Here is a 16,064-nt window from a genome sequence, read left to right as displayed (position 1 = left end):
GTGAGCTTCGCGTCGGGCCGCAAAGCCGGGCCTGATCTTCTACGGCAGACACTCGCGCCGGATTCGGGAGACCGAGATCCGCGGCGCGGACGGCGCCGCATGTTTCCCGGCCTACTACCCGGACTGTTGGGTCCAGCCGGGTATCGCGCAGGTGGGGGCGTACTGCAAGACTGTCGGAATGGAAGATCTTTCCGCGTCGCGGGCCGACGCGTACCTGCAGCGGATCGGGGCGGAGCGGCCCGGGTCGGCGAGTGCGACGGCCCTGCGCGACCTGCACCTGCGGCACCTGCGGACCGTCCCCTTCGAGAGCTTGTCCATCCACCTGGGCCAGGAGATCGTGCTGGAGGCCGACGCGCTGCTCGACAAGCTGCTGTCCGGCGGCCGCGGCGGGTTCTGTTACGAGCTGAACGGTGCGTTCGCACTGCTGCTCAGGTCGCTGGGCTACCGGGTGGAGCTTCTGCAGGCCCGGGTGCACGCGGCCGGCGGCGGGCAGGGTGTCCCTTATGACCACCTGGCACTGCGCGTGGAGTGCGAGGACGGTCGGCCCTGGCTGGTGGACGTCGGTTTCGGCGACCACAGCCACTTCCCGTTGGCCCTCGACGAACGCGGCGAACAGGCCGACCCGGGCGGGAAGTTCCAGATCGTGCCGGCCGAAGGCCCGCACGGGGACCTCGACCTCCTGCAGAACGGCGTGCCGCAGTTCCGGCTGGAGACTCGTCCGCGGGTCCTGTCCGACTTCGTGACCGGCGCGTGGTGGCACAGCACCTCCCCCGCGTCGGGCTTCACCCGCAAGCCGGTGTGCTCGATGCTGACGGAGACCGGTCGGACCACCATCAGCGACCGTGTTCTGACGGTCAAGGCCGGCGGGCAACGGACCGAGCGGACCCTGGCGGACGACGCCGAGGTCCTGGCCGCCTACCGCGACCACTTCGGCATCGACCTGCCCCGCGTCCCGGTCCCCCTCCACCCCCGCCCGTAACCGGTCGGGCCGCAGAGACGTGCGGCCGCCATCGGCGTCAGCCCGTGGCGGCCCGGGGCATCAGACGGGTACCGCACCGACTGCAGTACCGGGCGTCGGCCTCGATGGCGTGCCGGTGGCACTGATCGCAGACGAGGTGGAGCGGGCACTGCGGTGTGCGCGGTTCGGTACGGGGCGGTCGGCCGATGGACATGCCGGCACGCCTGCGGTGCGCGGTGAGGATCACCAGCCCCTCGGGGCCGGCCCGCAGCGAGCGGGAAGAACCGCGCGGCAGCAGGGCGAGGGAGCCGGGCACGACCTCCGACTCGGCGTCGCCCAGGGTCAGCAGACCGGAGCCCCGCACAACGGCGACCAGCACGTCCACCTCGGGCTCCCGGTGGACGGCGACTTCGCCGCCGGGAAGGATGCGTACCAGGTTCGCGTCGAGCTGCCGACCCTCCTGCCGCAGCCGCCACAGGGCGCCGCTCTGCTCGTCCGTGGCCGCCTCGATCAGTCCCTCGACCGTGACACCCGCGGCTTCTTGCCCGACCACCACGTATCCCTCCCCCGCGCTCGGCCGCTCCGCCACCCCCATGATCGCCCATGACATCACCGCGGGCCCAGTCCACACATATGACCGGGAGTGACGCCCGCGCAGGAGCGGCCGGGCAAGTCTCCTGCCAGGCCGGCTCCTTCAGGCCTCTGCCGACCCCGGCTGCCCCAAGGACCGTGAAGATCAGGGGGTGGGGATGCCCGCGGGGCGGCGGGGCGGCGGCCCGAAGCGTACGGGGACCCCTGGCGAGTAGAGCACGCTCACGGGCGGCCCCGCCGGGGCGGGCAGGTCCGCGGCCGCCACCAGGCTCTCGTCGCAGTCGAGGAGTTCGGCACGGTGCAGGGGCCAGCGGGGGTGGGTGTTCGGGAGGTACAGCGACCGGCCGAAGAAGGCGGCGTGCAGTCCCCATCGGGCGGTCAGGAAGTGCTCCAGGGCGGTCGGTTCCCCGACCTGCTCGCAGACCCGTACGGCGATCCGGCTGTGCGCCCCGCGCGGACCGGGCCAGCGCCTGCTGCTGGTGTAGGTGACCGTGTCCCCGTCGTGGCGGATCGACATCCGCGACCACACGTACGGGAGGCGGAACGCGGCCCGCCCGACGGCGACCGGGATCAGCCGGGAGGCGTCGAGAGAACGGAAGACCACGCCGCGGCGGCCGTGTTCGTCGACCGAGTAGAGGCGGACGTTGGTCTCCGGGAAGGAGCCGAGGTAGGGGACGCCGGGGAGGCGGAACCAGCCGACCTCGTGCATGCGGAAGGCCACCAGGCCGACGTACGTGACCCCGTCCAGGGTGTCGGGCACCGTGCCGGCCGGCAGCAGTGGGGCGACGTCGGCCGGGTCGGCGGCCCAGTGCAGGAAGGCCAGGTCGAGCCAGGACTGGGTGAGCAGGGGCCGCTCCGCCGTGTGGGGCGGGTCGGCCGTTATCGGCTCCGGGGGAACGGCGGGCGGCGTCTGGCGCATCGCGCCAGTATCCCCGAAGGGCCAGGCGTCACGCGGGAGTCTCCCCTTTGCCGGTCGGCGCCAAGGTCCGGGCCGGTGCCGTACGCGCGTCCTTACGGAGAGTGCGGGAGGGGGAGGTCCGGTCGCCGTCCCGTCGGCGGCCCGGGGACCGCTGTATGACAGCGGGCGCCGGGGGCTTGGCCGGGCCGGGTCTGCGGGGAGGCATGGACGCGGCGTGGGCGTACCGTGCGACGGGACGATGAGCGACCGGTTCGGCGGCCCGTAGGCGGTATCCCGGGGCGGGATGCCGCGCCGCCTACGGTCACCGGCCGCGATGGTCGCCGGTCCGGTGGGACGTACCGCCGTCACTGGCGCGTGTGTCCCCGAACGCGACCCACAAACCCCCCTGGTTCCAACACACTTCGGCAGTGTGGCGAGGGCGGATCAGGGCACACGAATGCTGTTGTGAAGCCCACCGAGGAGGTCTGTCGATGCCCTGCGTGTCCGCTCTGGTACCAGTGCGCCTGGTCGTGGCGACGAGCCGCGTGCCTCTTCGCGCCCGCTTCTTGTACGACGACAACGACCCTTACGCGGTGACGGCGGAGTTCTTCGACGGCCCCAGGGAACAGGCCCGCTGGCACTTCGACCGCCAGATGCTGGCCGAAGGACTCCACCGTCCCGTGGGCGAGGGAGACGTCGTACTGCGCCCCTGCGAAGGAGCCGACGGGGACGAACTCCGCGTCGACCTGCGCGGCCCCGGCGGCGCGAAGCCGGCGCAAGCCGTCCTCTTCGTGAGCGGCGGCGCGCTCGCGCGTTTCCTGGAGCGGACCTACGCGGTCATCGCCGTCGGCGAGGAGTCCGTGGACCTCGACAGGCACCTCGCCGAACTGCTGGCCCGATGAACGAGGCGGTCGGCGCGTGGCGGCCGCGCAGTCGGGCAGCGGGCGAGCGCCCGAAACGGCTACGTCGCGCCCCCGGCGACACCGACGGCGGTCGGCCCGACCCGGACCCGGACGGGCCAACAGGTGCCTCAGCGCCAGGGGTCGAGCGCGTGCTTGCCCTGCGTCTGGCCCGCTTCGAGTCGGGCGAGGACGTCGGCGCCGTCGGCCAGCGGGTGGACGGTGGGGGTGCCGGGCGGATACACACCCGCCTTGATCAGCTGGTGCAACTCGGCCAGGAGCCCCTGGAACAGCGACGGCTCCGCTTCGGCCAGGGCAATGATGTGCAGACCGACTACGTGGACGCGGTGGGTGAACAGCAGGTCCCGGGTCGACAGCGTGGCGTGGCCGGAGGCCGCGCCGTAGACGACGATGCGGCCGGTGACAGGCTTGGTGACGGACAGGCTCAGTCCGAATGTAGTCCGCCCGACGGATTCCAGGACGAGGTCCACTCCCCCGGTCAGGCGCTGGATCTCTTCGGCGAGGTCGGGCCGGCGGCTGTCGAGGACGTGATCTGCACCGAGGGCCATGACGGTGTCGTGCTTGCCGGGGGAAGCCAGCGCGATGACGCGGGCCTCGTAGTGGCGGGCGAGCCGCACCGCCGCCTGACCCACACCACCGGCGGCGGCATGGACCAACACGCTCTTCCCCTTCTCGATCCCGCCCAGTGGCTTCAGCGCGGCGAGGGCGGTCGCCCAGTTCAGGACCAGGCCGAGCGCCTCGGCGTCCGTCCATCCGTGGGGCGCGGGCAACGCGCCGGCAGCGGGCATCGTCATGTACTGAGCGAACGCGGCCGGTCCGATCCCGATCACGCGGGTACCGAGCGGCAACGGGTCGGCGGTGCCCTCCCCGATGGCCACGATCTCCCCGGCGGCCTCGAACCCCGCCCCGTACGGTGCTCCGGGCCCGCCCTCGTAGATGCCCCGAGTCTGCATGACGTCGGCGAAGTTGACCCCCGCCGCGCCGACCGCGATCAGGTACTCCCCCGCCCCGGGAACGGGCCGGGCCACCTCGGTCAGGGACATGTCCCGGGGGCCTTCGTGGGACGTCTGTACCAGGGCTTTCATCGTCTCGTTGGTGTTCATGCGGGGAACCGTAAAAGGTTCACGCATACGGCAAGGTCAAGCGGAGTCCTCGGCGGCTTCGAGAAACGCGTCCAGGGCGTGGCGCCGGGCACTGAGCGCCGCCATCCGCTCGGTCAGCCGGTCCCGGTAGTCCTGTACGGCGGCAAGGAACTGGGGGCAGATGGGTCCGCCCTCCTCCACGAGATGGGGCACGACCTCCTTGACCAACTTCATGGGCAGACCCGCATCCAGGAACGAACGGATCAGGACGACCCGGTCGAGCGTGTCGGGGCCGTACACGCGGTAGCCGTTGGCGCACCGACCGGGGGTGATCAGCCCCTCGTCCTCGTAGTGGCGCAGGGACCGCTCACTGACACCGGACGCCTGGGCCGCCTCCTTGATCTTCATTGCGACAGTCTGCCCGAACCGTGAAACGGCCGGCAGTGCGCACCGTCCCCGGATTCCCGGGCGCACCTCCCGGCCCCTTGCCGGCAGACCCTTCCGGGCAGTCTCACCGCCGCATCGATCCGATGGCGGCCGGGGGCTGCGTCGCTGCGGCCGACGCCGCGGCATCGAGTTGCGCAAGCGCTTGGATCCCGCACTCTACGAGCCGCTGAAGCGGGCCCTGACCTCCTTGCACAGTGCGAGTGCCGTGGTCGCTGGACGTGGAACCGCTGGCGGAGTTGGACGCTTTCAACGTTGCCGTCCAAGCCGGGCAGCCCGTGGAACCGGAGCGGACGTTCTCGTTGCTGTCACGCGCGATGCCCAGCCTGATCAACATGGCCAGCGCGCGAGAAGTCATCGACCTTGCGTCCCGTCCGGGCGGATCGGCCGCTCCCCCGCCACCCCGCACCCTCAGTGCCGGACCGGGACCAGGTCGGCGCTAACCAACCGTGATCCACCCGGTGAACCGACCGCCGTCCTGGCGATTCTCGACGAGAGCGCCATTCGTCCTGAGTGCGACCAGGGCGACCTGGCCACGGCCGTCGATCAGGCTCGTCGGGTTGCCGACGATCGACTCGCGGAGGTCGGTCCAGCCGCCGAAGGCGTCACCGGGGTTGGTCTGGCGGGAAACGCTGACCCCACCGCCCTGGTTTCGGGCCGCGATCACCATGCGGCCGTCGATGCCGGTGGCCGCGGTCAGCTCACCGAGACCGCCGTTCCCGTTGCCGCGTCCGCCAACGGCCACAGGGGTCGGATTCCAGCCACCGCCGGCGACGTTCTGATAGAGGGTCATCGCGTTGCCCGTGCCCTCCTCGCGGTAGAGGAGTTCGATGCGGCCGTCCCGGTCGGTGCCGGCAGACAGACCACTGGCGGGGCGGACGGCCGGGAAGTTCGTGTCGAACACCAGCGGTTCGTTGGCCTTGGGCTGGTACCAGTGCAGGATGCGGGCGGCGCTCCCCGAGACCGGGGCGAACAGCTCGATCCGGCCGTCCGGGGTGGTGGTGACTGCTGTGACCGGACCCTGGACATGGTCGCCCTGGAGGTCAGCCCAGGCACTCCAGGCGCCGTTTATCGCGACCTGCCAGCGGGTGCTGACGCCGCCGCCGGCATTGCGGACGAAGACCTGAAGCCGGCCATCCCCGTTCGGTACGACGACAGGCGAGCTGACGCGCTTCGCGTATTCCGCGACGTTCGGGTTGCCAAGTGATCCCCAGGACCAGCCGGACTCGTTTTGGAACAGCGAGACCAACTCGCCGGTGTCGGACCTTTGGGCGAACACCTCGATCCGCCCGTCCTGGTTGCGGGCGGGCGAAAGGCCGGCGGCCAGTGCACCGCCAGGGTTGCCCCGGTCGACCGGGCCGCTCCATACAGGGGTGTTCCGCAGCGCGGAGTCCACCCTGGTCCACTCCCACAGGGTGCCGTTCAGCACCGCGAAGACGTGCAGATTCCCGTTCCCGTCGGCGATCGCGGCCTGCGTCGGGCGCGGTGCCCTGGAGTACTGCGCCGCCCACCACTGGTTGTAGGACGGCTCCAGGTGCGAACGGAGCCACGGGTCGTGCGGCAGGTAGCGGTCGACGAAGTTGGCGCGCTTCTCGGCAGCCTGCGCCGGCATGAGGTTGCTGGGCATCGAGTCGATGTTGTACTGCCGGTAGTGCTCCACCAGTGCGCGCGGGTTCACGTTCCGGTAGGCCTCCGCCGCCCGGTCCGCGAAGCGGCTCGCGTGGACGTGGTCGCCGTGGTCGCCATCGGGGAGCCGTGTCCACTCGACCGTGTCCGGGGCGGAGTCCTGCGCCCGGATCAGGGTTGCCCCGGCCTCCGTGAGCAGGTCCCGCAGGATGTCCACGACGTCCCCGGCGTCGACTCGGTAGGCGTCGGGGGTTTCGGGATCGCGCCCGCCCATGTCCAGCACGTCGGTGACCAGGGTCGGGTCCGCCGACAGCCTCCTGAGGGTATCGGGACCGGTGAAGCGGTCGTCGCCCGCCTCGGGGAGGTTGAGGAACGCCAGCCGCACGGTGGGGTTGGTGTCGAGGTAGTAGCGCTGCACGAACTTTCCGGGGCCGAGCAGCTCGTGGTCGACGTCCTCCGTCCAGCAGCCGCCGGGCCCGGCGGCCTCCGGGACGCAGCCGTCCCCACCGGCCCCGGCCATCGCGGCGTACGCAGCCCGGATCCCGTCCTGCCGCATCGCGGCGTACTCCTCCTGGGTCACGCCCGGCACCGCACCGGCCACATTCTCACCGGCCGTCAGATACACGGTCAGGGTGGGGTGTCCGGCCTTGATGCCGTTGGAGATATCCGGGTTCATGAACAGCAGGTCGTCGTCCTCGTGCGCGACGATCTGCACCGCGCTGGTCGACCGCTCGGCTGCCTGGGCCGACTGCGTCGGCCAGCCGATCAGGGAGGTGGCCAGTAGCCCCAAGACGGCGGTGGGCCGGAACAAATGCATGCGTGCTCCTGGTACTTGGCGAATCATTCGACGAATCGAAACCGGGACGAGGCTACCTGTGCCGGGCCAGGGGCATCACAGCAGGTCAGGTGTCACGGAAGGACCGGATCGAGGCTCGACGGACCGAAGGCGAGCGTCCGGTTCGCCCTCGCCTTCTGCCGCCTCGGGCGCGAGGTCGGCGCGCAGTCACACCCCTGCGGCGCCCTCACCCGCGCCGCCCTGGCGGACGGCGACACCGTGGCGGCGACTGCCCGGCGTCCCGAGCAGCTCAAGCGGCTGCTCACGGTCGAGTACGCACGCCCATCTGCGTGATCCAGCCGGCCGTGCCACTGCTGCGGGACGGCGGGCGCCCGAAGACATCGCGGATGTCGGGTGCTTCCAGCGCCCGCCTCGTACGCGAGGGTCACCAGGTGCACCCGGTCGCGGGCATCGAGTTTGGCGGGGCGCCGAAGCTTCAGTCGAGACGCGCTCCTCGCGGAGCTTCTCACCGGCACGATGAGGTGCCACTGACATCAGGAGAACTGTGAGGGCGCCGTGAGTCGGGCATAACGATGGGCGAGGTTGGCCCGTGCCTGCCCGCCGAGCTCCAAGTGGTGGCGGGAGAAGGTGATGCGCAGGATCGGGTCGCGTGTCTGGCCGCGCTGGGGGGCCAGCAGGTGCAGGACCCTGTGTCGGGCGAGGCCGTCCAAGGGGGCATCGAAGAGGGCGGAGGCGTCGGCGTCGAAGGTGGAGACCTGGGTGAACAGGTGCTCCTTGGAGCCGTAGTGCTTCATCACCAGCGCCGGGCTGACGCCTGCGTCGGCGGCGGTGGCGATGGCGGTGGCGGTGTCGGCGTAGGCGTGGCGCGCGAAGGCCCGCTGGCTTCGCGCCTCCGTTCTTCCCTCGGCATTGCGTGCTGCTGACGGCCCGTCAAAGCACCGCCGCTTCGGAAGCCAGGTACCACACTGCCAACCACTGCGGTACTGCTCACGGCGGCCTCTGATCACTGCGGGCCACCCGGTCCGGTTGCCAGTCCCGTCGCCGTCCTGCAGCTGCATCGACCGACCGGCGCACGGCCCGCGCCGGCGGTGGGGCCGGGCCGCTCCGCCGGTCCCACCGCACTCCACGCGCCTGTGGCTCGCTCAAGCAGCGGCGCGCTGAGGCCGGCACAGTTCCGCCTGCCCGAAGAGGAGGGCGTAGCCGTCGGGCAGGTTCTGGAGGATCCTGGCGAGGAGGTCGGCGCCCGCGAGGCGGGTGACGGCTGCGAGTACGGCGCCGGTGTCCCAGCGCGCGGTGGCGGGGGTGGCGCCGGTGCGGGCGGCGAGGTCTTTGACGAAGCCCCAGCCGGTGAGGGGTTCGGTATCGGGGATCTGGGCGGTCAGGGTGAGGGCGGCTTCGATGGGCAGGCACTGGGCGAGGTCGACGCGTTCGTCGCCGGTGAGCTGGCGGCCGAGGGCGGCCAGGACGTGGTGGACGGCTTCCGCGGCGCGTTCGCGGGTGGGGTAGGCGCCTTCGTAGCGGACGCGTTCCAGCATCTGGTCGAACGTCAGGCTGGAGCGGGACGGGTTCGCTCGAGGCTGGTCGAACATGGCGGCGTTGCCTTTCTGCGCGAAGGGTGCGGGCCGGCCGGGGCGGCTGGCGCAGGTGGCCGGCGGTCGTCAGGTGGTCTGGGTGTGGCCGAAGAGGGCGTCGTAGCCTGGCGGGAGCTGGAGTAGGACCTCGCGGGTGAGGACGTCGCCCGCTGCGGCGGCCGCGGTGGACAGGACGGCGCCGATGTCCCACAAGGCGGTCTTTTCGGTAGCGCCCTCGATCCAGGCCGCGGTCGCACGGACGAAGCGTTCCGGCGTCAGGGGCTCCGCGGCCTGCAAGGGGTTGAGGAGGATCAAGGCGTATGTCTCGGGGAGGCGGGCGGCGAGCTCGGCCCGGACGGTGCCGAGCAGGTGCGCGCCCAGCAGGGCCAGGACGACGCGGGCGACTCGGTCGGCCTCTTCACGGGTCGCGTATTCGCCGCGTTCCTGAACGTGGGCCAGGAAGGATTCCCTGTGCATCGACATCAGCGTCACCTCCGGGAAGGGGTGAAGAACGTCAAATGAGGGGGGGTGGCGGAGGGCGGGTGCCGGAGGGGGTCGGTCATGCCCGCCCTCCGCGGCCGGCTGGTGCGGGGGTTCAGCCGGAGATCTGCTTGCGGCCGGACTCGCCGCTGATGCTGATCTTGCGGGGCTTGGCACGCTCGGCAATCGGGATGCGCAGGGTCAGCACGCCCGCCTCGTAATCGGCTTCGATGCGCTCGGTGTCCAGGGTGTCGGCCAGCATGATCTGGCGGGAGAAGACACCCAGGGGCCGCTCGGAGAGCTCCATCTGCACGGTGTCGCCCTTGGCTGCCGGGCGGCGCTCCGCCTTCACGGTCAGCATGTTCCGTTCGACATCGATGTCGATCGCCTCTGTGCTCACGCCGGGCAGGTCGAAAGCGATCACGTACGCGTCGCCCTCGCGGTAGGCGTCCATCGGCATGACCGACGGCTTCGACCAGGTCCCCGACGAACCCGACAGCTGCTGGACGATCCGGTCCATCTCGCGGAACGGGTCGGTGCGCATCAACATCGCGAAACACCTCCAGTTGGTTCAGGCAGAAACTGCCAATGCGCTTCAACGTGCATCCGTTGTAACATGTCATCGAATCGATGACAAGCGGAATGTCACCGGAAGGGTGACGCGGGAGAGTCCTATGAGCGAACCGATGCAGTCGCCCCCACCGGTACCCTTCCTCGCCGCCGCGGCGGCGTTGGAAGCCATCAACGAGTCCGTCAAAGCCGCACAGCGTTCCTCCGGGGAGACATCGCCGGCTCCAGCCCCGGACTCGGCCCGTCACGGCCCTCACCCGGCGCTGGCCGCCCTGCTGATGCTGCGCGAGGTCCGTGAACAACTCGCCAGCTGGGAGAGCGGTCTGATCGAAACCGCCCGCAAACAGGGAGCAAGCTGGGCCGACCTCGCCGAACCCCTCGGCGTCGCCAGCCGCCAGGCCGCCGAACGCCGCTACCTGCGCCTGCGCCCCGGCGCCGCCGGCAGCACCGGCGAAGAGCGCGTTCAGGCCACCCGCGACACCCGCGCCGCCGACCGGACCGTGTCGGCATGGGCCCGCGACAACGCCGCCGACCTGCGCCGCCTCGCCGGCGAGGTCACCTCCCTCACCGGCCTGCCAGTCGCCGCCGAGGACGCCGTCGGCGACCTGAACCAGGCTCTCGCAGACAACGACCCCGCCCGCCTGGTGGACCCCCTGGCCAAGACCCGACGCCACCTGCGGGCCAAGGACACCGAACTCGCCGAACGCATCGACGCCCTCACCCGGCACCTCGCCCAGCTCCGCCAGGACACCCACGACCAGCGCAGCACGTGACCAGGCCTTGCCGGTCGGGGCGCTGTCCGACACACGTACTGACGCCTGCGCCGACCGGCGGGGACCACTCCCCGACCGGCCCGGGTCAACTTCACTAATCGGTAAGGACGTTGGCCGCTGGCGGAGTGGTGATGTCCTCGAAGGCCTCCCGGAGCTTGCTGCGCACGCATCCGGCTCCCGGACCTGCGGCCGTGGACGAGGCGGCGGCCAACGTAACGCGTGCTCCGCCCCGACGGCCTCGGCCATCAGGTCCTGCGCCTCCTTCACGATCCCGTGGGAGGACGTACGGTCGTCCAGCCCCTCGTGGCGAGGACGTCGGACCGGAACACCGCCTCACCGAGAACGGCCCGCACACGGGAGTCGACGCCCCGTCCCTGCTTGTGCCCCGGGGGCGTGAAGGGGGTCTGGCCGCTTTCGTGGTAGGCGGCCAGCGCATCGAGTACCGGTGCCTTCGATTGATCCATGCCTTCCGCCTGCCCCGGGTCGGCGTCCGGAAACGGGACGTGGCGCGTCGTCGCGTGGCGATGGCACGGCCGAAGCGCGCGCGAAGGGCCCAATGCGGCCGCCGGGCGGACGTTCTGTGGGCGCTCAGCCGTACTCTGCACGCGGATCCCGAGCTCGCCTACGCGGAACACCGTGCGGCCCGGCTGCTCGGCTGCGAACTGGAACGGGCGGGGTTCACCGTCAAGACGGGCGCCGCCGGGCTCGACACGGCGTTCGTGGCGCGTACGGGCAAGGGCCGCGGGCGGTGCGTGGCCTTGCTGATGGAGTACGACGCGCTGCCGGGCCTGGGGCACGCGTGCGGACACAACCTGATCGCCGCTGCCGGGCTCGGGGCCGCGCTGGCGCTGGGCAAGCGTCAGACAGACGAACGGCGAGATCGTCAACGCCACCGGCGGAACACCCCTGCCATGACCCCCGACGAAGCCCTGCGCCGGGTCGCCCTCCTCCTCGCATGGCGCGGGGCGTCCCCGTACCGGGTGCGGGCCTTCCACACGGCGGCCGACGCCGTCCGCGACCTGCCGCCCGGCCCGGTGGACGCCGCCCAGGCCGAACAACTGCGCGGGGTGGGCCCGGTCACCGCCGAGGTGATCGCCCAGGCGTCCACCGGCGCGGTACCGAACTACCTCGCCCGTCTACAGGCCGAAGCGGACCCGGGCGCCCAGGCCGGCTGGGACCTCGCGGCTGCGAGCACCGGGGACTGCCACCTGCACTCCGACTGGTCCGACGGCGGCAGCCCGATCGAGGACATGGCCGTCGCGGCCCGCGGCTTGGGCCACCAATGGGCCGTTCTCACCGACCACTCGCCGCGCCTGACGATCGCCCACGGACTGAGCCCCGAGCGGCTCGAACGCCAGCTGGAAGCCGTGGCCTGCGTGAATACGAAACTGGGACCGGAGTTTCGGCTACTCACCGGCATCGAGTGCGACATCCTCGACGACGGCTCGCTCGACCAGGACGCGGACCTTCTCAGCCGACTCGACATCGTCGTGGCCTCCGTGCACTCCAAGCTCCGCTCAACCCGAACCGATGACCGCCCGCCTCCTGGCCGCCGTACGCAACCCGCGCGTCGACGTCCTGGGACACTGCACGGGACGGATCATCACCGGCAGGGGCCGTACGCAGTCCCGCTTCGACGCCGAGGCCGCCTTCACCGCCTGCGCGGAGGCCGGCACCGCAGTAGAGATCAACTGCCGACCCGAACGCCGCGACCCCCCGGACGACCTCCTCGAGCGGGCCGCCGCCGGGGGCTGCCGCTTCGCCGTTGACACCGACGCCCGCCCCCGAACAACTGCACTGGCAGAGCACGGGCTACGCACGCGCGGCACGAATCGGCCTGGGACCGGACCGGCCGATCACGACCTGGCCCCTCGACCGCCTGCTGTCGGCCAGGAGCGGCAAGCGGTGAACCACCCGCCTCCTCCACGTGGGTGGGACACCCCGTACGACCGGACGCACCCGTTCAGCGTGCGACAGTCAGCCGAGGAAGTCGACGCGGTCGATCAGACCGCCGCGGACCCGGTAGGCGACCAGCACGCGGAGGGGTTCGTCCGTGATGCCGTGGGCGATCTCGTGGTCCACCACCCAGTCGCCCTCGGTGAGTCGGCCGACGATCTCGGCCCGGCAGCGGCCCGCGGCGAACTGGTCGGCGTACGCCTCCCGCACGGCGTCGCGCCCGAGCAGGCGGTCGCTGCCGCGGCGGTTGATGCAGACGTCGGGGGCGTACGTCGCCGCGAAGGCTTCGAGGTCATGGCTGTTGTAGGCGGCGAGCTGGCGTTCGACGATGGTCTCCGGGGTGATCACCAGTTGATCATGCAGAGTGTTCCCTCGCTCGTCCAGGAAAATCCGGGACTCCTGTTGATCGGGACATACCACCGCGCCCAGAGGTGCCCGTCAGGAGACGGGGGGCGGGGCGCTCGGGTCTTTGCGGTCGCGGTCGTCCTTCGTTCCGATGAACATGCCGACGAACGGCGTCCAGGAGATCCACCAGGCCCAGCAGAAGACCTCCAGGTGCTCAGCCAGTCGGCGAGAGCAGCGTTTCGGCGGCAGGCCGGATTACCTGTCTACTCGGTGGCCGCGCCCCGTCGCACCGACCCCGACACCGGCGCCACGTACGCCTCGGTCCTCACGCCGATCGGTCAGGCCAGCCGCATGCCGCCAGGTGCTCGGCTGTCCGCCCAATCCGTCCCTCCAGATCCGACGCGGCTGGGTCTCCGCAGACGCCACCGTGCGCGGCCGCTCCGTCCCGTCTCCGGTGGTCACCACGCATCTGGAGCCCGCCTCCCCCACCCTCCAGGAAGCGCAGGCCGACGAGTTGCTCGCCGGCCCGCTGAAGACCGAGCTGCCCACCGTGTTGTCGGCCACCTCAACTCGGCCGCCGGCGGAGTCGACGCAACACCGGGGACCGGCCGGGGGCTCGGGGTGGTCGGCCAGGATCTCGGACGGCGCCCGGACCGGGAGCTCATCCTGGCGGTCCGAGCCGTCGTGGCAATGGACATATCAAGTCGCACTCGGCATCGGGCAGTCCGCGGCGGCATATCACCCGACCGTGATCCGCAATGCGAGGTCACTGAGACGACAGGCCCTAGGGTGACGTCACGGGGCGGCGGGCAGCCGCTCTCATCAACGCGTCGACTCATGTACGGGAGCTTGCGTGGCGCAGCAGCGCACGGCGGCACTTCGGCTCCGGCAACGGCTCCGGTACCGCTTCGACAATCTGGTCTCGGGGGGAACGACCGCGCTCATCGGCTGGCTCGCCCTGGCCTGCCTCGCCGTCGTCGTCCCGGCGAGCATGGTCCTCGTCTGGTCGGACCGGGCAGCTCCGACCACGCTCTCCGGCCGGCTCACGGCCGTGTGGGTCAGTGTCGGCCAGACGCTGAAGATCGGGGGTGCGGTCGGCTCCCCCTTCCACGTGCTGGCCTCCGTTTCGCTCGCGCTGGTGGCGCTGCTGTTCGTGTCGACCCTGGTCAGTCTGATCACCACGGGCATCAACCGCCGCCTCATGGCTCTGCGCCTCGGTCACTCCACCGTGCTGGAGTCGCGGCACACCGTCGTACTGGGGTGGTCGGACCAGGTCTTTCCCGTGATCGGGGAGCTGGTGGCGGCCAACGCGAACCAGCGCCGCTCCGCCGTCGCCGTACTCGCCCCGCGGGACAAGGTGTGGATGGAGGACGAGATCTCCACCCGCGTCGGCGACAGTGGCCGGACACGGATCATCTGCCGCAACGGGAGCACCACCGACCCCTCCGAACTGGTCCGGGTGAGTCCGCGAACGGCCAAAGCAGTGTTGGTACTGCCTCCCACGGGTGATACCGGCGACGCCCACGTGGTGAAGACGCTGCTCGCCCTCGACGCGGCCTTACCCGAGGCCGACGAGGCGGAAGCGGCGGTGGTGGTCGCCGCCGTTCGCGACTCCCGGAATCACCTGACGGCCCGGCTGGCCGCCGGGTCCGCGGGACACGTCCTGTGCGCCGACGACATCGTCGCCCGGCTCCTCGTCCAGACGGCCCGGCAGCCCGGACTCTCTCTGGTCTACTCGGAGTTGCTGGACTTCGAGGGCGACGAGTTCTACCCGGTCGGCGCCGAGGGTCTCGCGGGGCGTACGTTCGGCGAGGTGCTCCTCTCGTTCGCCACGTCCTCGGCGGTCGGCCTGCTGCACCCCGACGGGCGCGTCACCCTCAACCCGGATCCGGGGGCGGTGATCGGCCCGGCCGACCGGATCATCGTCATCTCCCGGGACGACGACACGGCCGTCCGGGCGGACGTGTCCCACGTGGCCTCCCACGTCGAGGAGGACGCGATCGTGACGGCCGCGCCCCGGGCCGCCCAGGCCGAACGCCTCCTGCTGCTCGGCTGGAACCGCCGTGCCCCGCTCGTCATCGAACAGCTCGACCAGTACGTGAGCCAGGGAACCACCCTGGACGTCGTGGCGTTCGGCGAGTACGCCGCCGCGCACGGCGCCCCGGCCGTCACGGCCGCGCGCTCCTGCCTCGAAGTCACCTTCCACGACGGGGACATCACCGACCCGCTGACCCTGGCCAAGCTGGACGTGCCCTCGTACGACAGCGTGATCGTGATCGGTGAGACGGAGCCCGAGGTCTCGTACGCACCCCTCGGGTCCCACTCGTCCCCCATGTCCTGCTCGCCCCTCGTGTCCGTCGGTCCGGTGACCGATACGGACACCGAGGCGCGGGCGGACGACAGGACGCTGGTCACCCTGTTGCACCTACGGGCCATCGCGGACCGCACGGGGCGGGAACTCGCGCTCACCACCGAGATGTCCGACGACGGCAACCGGCTCCTCGCGCCGGCCCGGGAGGGCGCCGACTTCATCGTGAGCGGCCGGCTGATCAGCCTTCTGATGACCCAGATCTCGGAGAGCCCGTATCTCGCCTCGGTCTTCGAGGAGCTGTTCACGGCGCAGGGCCACGAGTTCCACCTCAAGCCGGCCTCGGACTACGTCCGGGCCGGTCGTGAGGTCTCCTTCGCCACCGCCGTCGAGTCGGCGCGGCGCCGCCGGGAGTGCGCGGTCGGGTACCGGTTGCGCGCGCGGAGCGCCACGGGCCCCGAATACGGGGTGCGAATCAACCCCGACAAGCGGCAGCGGGTCCGGTTCTGCGAGGAGGACTGGCTGATCGTGCTCGCCGAGAGCTGACGGTACGCCGGGAGGGCGCCTGTGCGGGCCCGCCAGGGGCGCGAGGGGGGCGGAGGTTCCAATCGGCATCGGAATTCCTACCACCCGGACGTGCGTCGCGCGCCCCGCCCGTGTTGACGAATTGGCTTTCGTGCGGGCGTCCCGTCGGGCGGGCGCTGAAGCGATGTCTGCCCCCGCCGACGCAGGCGGGGCAGACATGG

At 71.2% G+C, this 16,064-nt stretch carries 14 protein-coding genes and 4 pseudogenes; 6 read left to right on the top strand and 12 right to left on the bottom strand.

Annotated elements, in window-relative coordinates:
- Positions 1-178 precede the first annotated feature (178 nt).
- The gene (locus ACZ7GJ_RS33320) at positions 179-979 is read left to right on the top strand and encodes an arylamine N-acetyltransferase family protein (protein WP_470757011.1); all 801 of its coding nucleotides are present in this window, start codon (positions 179-181) and stop codon (positions 977-979) included.
- A gap of 37 nt (positions 980-1,016) precedes the next feature.
- Here ACZ7GJ_RS33320 and ACZ7GJ_RS33315 read toward each other — a convergent pair whose 3' ends face one another.
- The gene (locus ACZ7GJ_RS33315; RefSeq protein WP_470757009.1) at positions 1,017-1,514 is read right to left on the bottom strand and encodes a hypothetical protein; all 498 of its coding nucleotides are present in this window, start codon (positions 1,512-1,514) and stop codon (positions 1,017-1,019) included.
- Between the two features lie 180 nt (positions 1,515-1,694).
- Complete coding sequence (locus ACZ7GJ_RS33310) at positions 1,695-2,468, bottom strand: YqjF family protein (RefSeq protein ID WP_470757007.1); 774 nt, start codon at positions 2,466-2,468, stop codon at positions 1,695-1,697.
- 479 nt (positions 2,469-2,947) lie between these two features.
- Here ACZ7GJ_RS33310 and ACZ7GJ_RS33305 point away from each other — a divergent pair, with 479 nt between their 5' ends.
- Positions 2,948-3,349 (top strand): SsgA family sporulation/cell division regulator, encoded by a 402-nt coding sequence (locus tag ACZ7GJ_RS33305; protein ID WP_470757005.1) that lies wholly within the window; start codon positions 2,948-2,950, stop codon positions 3,347-3,349.
- A gap of 128 nt (positions 3,350-3,477) precedes the next feature.
- Here ACZ7GJ_RS33305 and ACZ7GJ_RS33300 read toward each other — a convergent pair whose 3' ends face one another.
- From ACZ7GJ_RS33300 to ACZ7GJ_RS33270, 7 genes are all read right to left on the bottom strand, one after another.
- The gene (locus ACZ7GJ_RS33300; RefSeq protein WP_470757004.1) at positions 3,478-4,470 is read right to left on the bottom strand and encodes a zinc-binding dehydrogenase; all 993 of its coding nucleotides are present in this window, start codon (positions 4,468-4,470) and stop codon (positions 3,478-3,480) included.
- 36 nt (positions 4,471-4,506) lie between these two features.
- Positions 4,507-4,857, bottom strand: a complete 351-nt coding sequence (locus tag ACZ7GJ_RS33295) for a MerR family transcriptional regulator (protein ID WP_470757002.1) — start codon at positions 4,855-4,857, stop codon at positions 4,507-4,509.
- Positions 4,858-5,332: 475 nt separating this feature from the next.
- Positions 5,333-7,336 (bottom strand): DUF8189 domain-containing protein, encoded by a 2,004-nt coding sequence (locus ACZ7GJ_RS33290; protein ID WP_470757000.1) that lies wholly within the window; start codon positions 7,334-7,336, stop codon positions 5,333-5,335.
- A gap of 512 nt (positions 7,337-7,848) precedes the next feature.
- Positions 7,849-8,322, bottom strand: coding sequence for a hypothetical protein (locus ACZ7GJ_RS33285; RefSeq protein ID WP_470756998.1), 474 nt, complete (start codon positions 8,320-8,322; stop codon positions 7,849-7,851).
- A gap of 135 nt (positions 8,323-8,457) precedes the next feature.
- Positions 8,458-8,904, bottom strand: coding sequence for a DUF2267 domain-containing protein (locus tag ACZ7GJ_RS33280; RefSeq protein ID WP_470756996.1), 447 nt, complete (start codon positions 8,902-8,904; stop codon positions 8,458-8,460).
- Between the two features lie 69 nt (positions 8,905-8,973).
- Positions 8,974-9,369 carry a DUF2267 domain-containing protein gene (locus ACZ7GJ_RS33275; protein WP_470756994.1) on the bottom strand — a complete coding sequence of 132 codons (396 nt, stop codon included), beginning with the start codon at positions 9,367-9,369 and terminating at the stop codon, positions 8,974-8,976.
- Between the two features lie 112 nt (positions 9,370-9,481).
- Positions 9,482-9,916 carry an Hsp20/alpha crystallin family protein gene (locus tag ACZ7GJ_RS33270; protein ID WP_470756992.1) on the bottom strand — a complete coding sequence of 145 codons (435 nt, stop codon included), beginning with the start codon at positions 9,914-9,916 and terminating at the stop codon, positions 9,482-9,484.
- 124 nt (positions 9,917-10,040) lie between these two features.
- Between ACZ7GJ_RS33270 and ACZ7GJ_RS33265 the strand changes: the two genes are divergently transcribed.
- Entirely contained in the window at positions 10,041-10,709 is a 669-nt protein-coding gene (locus ACZ7GJ_RS33265) for an HSP18 transcriptional regulator (protein ID WP_470756990.1), read from the top strand.
- Between the two features lie 219 nt (positions 10,710-10,928).
- Here ACZ7GJ_RS33265 and ACZ7GJ_RS33260 read toward each other — a convergent pair.
- Positions 10,929-11,173 (bottom strand): annotated as a pseudogene (locus ACZ7GJ_RS33260) (ornithine decarboxylase); the annotation flags it as partial.
- Between the two features lie 447 nt (positions 11,174-11,620).
- Here ACZ7GJ_RS33260 and ACZ7GJ_RS33255 point away from each other — a divergent pair.
- Positions 11,621-12,618: pseudogene (locus ACZ7GJ_RS33255) on the top strand (PHP domain-containing protein).
- Positions 12,619-12,686: 68 nt separating this feature from the next.
- Here ACZ7GJ_RS33255 and ACZ7GJ_RS33250 read toward each other — a convergent pair.
- On the bottom strand, positions 12,687-13,013 hold the full coding sequence (locus ACZ7GJ_RS33250; RefSeq protein WP_470748641.1) for a nuclear transport factor 2 family protein: 327 nt from the start codon (positions 13,011-13,013) through the stop codon (positions 12,687-12,689).
- A 147-nt stretch (positions 13,014-13,160) separates the two neighbouring features.
- Positions 13,161-13,240, bottom strand: a pseudogene (locus ACZ7GJ_RS33245) (BCCT family transporter); the annotation flags it as partial.
- Between ACZ7GJ_RS33245 and ACZ7GJ_RS33240 the strand changes: the two are divergent.
- Both ACZ7GJ_RS33240 and ACZ7GJ_RS33235 read left to right on the top strand, forming a co-directional pair.
- Positions 13,221-13,346 (top strand): annotated as a pseudogene (locus ACZ7GJ_RS33240) (hypothetical protein); the annotation flags it as partial. The pseudogenes ACZ7GJ_RS33245 and ACZ7GJ_RS33240 overlap by 20 nt on opposite strands.
- Before the next feature lie 517 nt (positions 13,347-13,863).
- A complete protein-coding gene (locus ACZ7GJ_RS33235; protein WP_470756988.1) occupies positions 13,864-15,864 on the top strand; it encodes a CASTOR/POLLUX-related putative ion channel in 2,001 nt (666 codons plus the stop codon).
- The last annotated feature ends 200 nt before the right edge of the window (positions 15,865-16,064 follow it).

It is taken from the genome of Streptomyces sp. NPDC037242 (assembly GCF_055604165.1).
The sequence above is the reverse complement of the archived record's forward strand: the minus strand, read 5'-3'. Positions and strand labels throughout refer to the sequence as shown.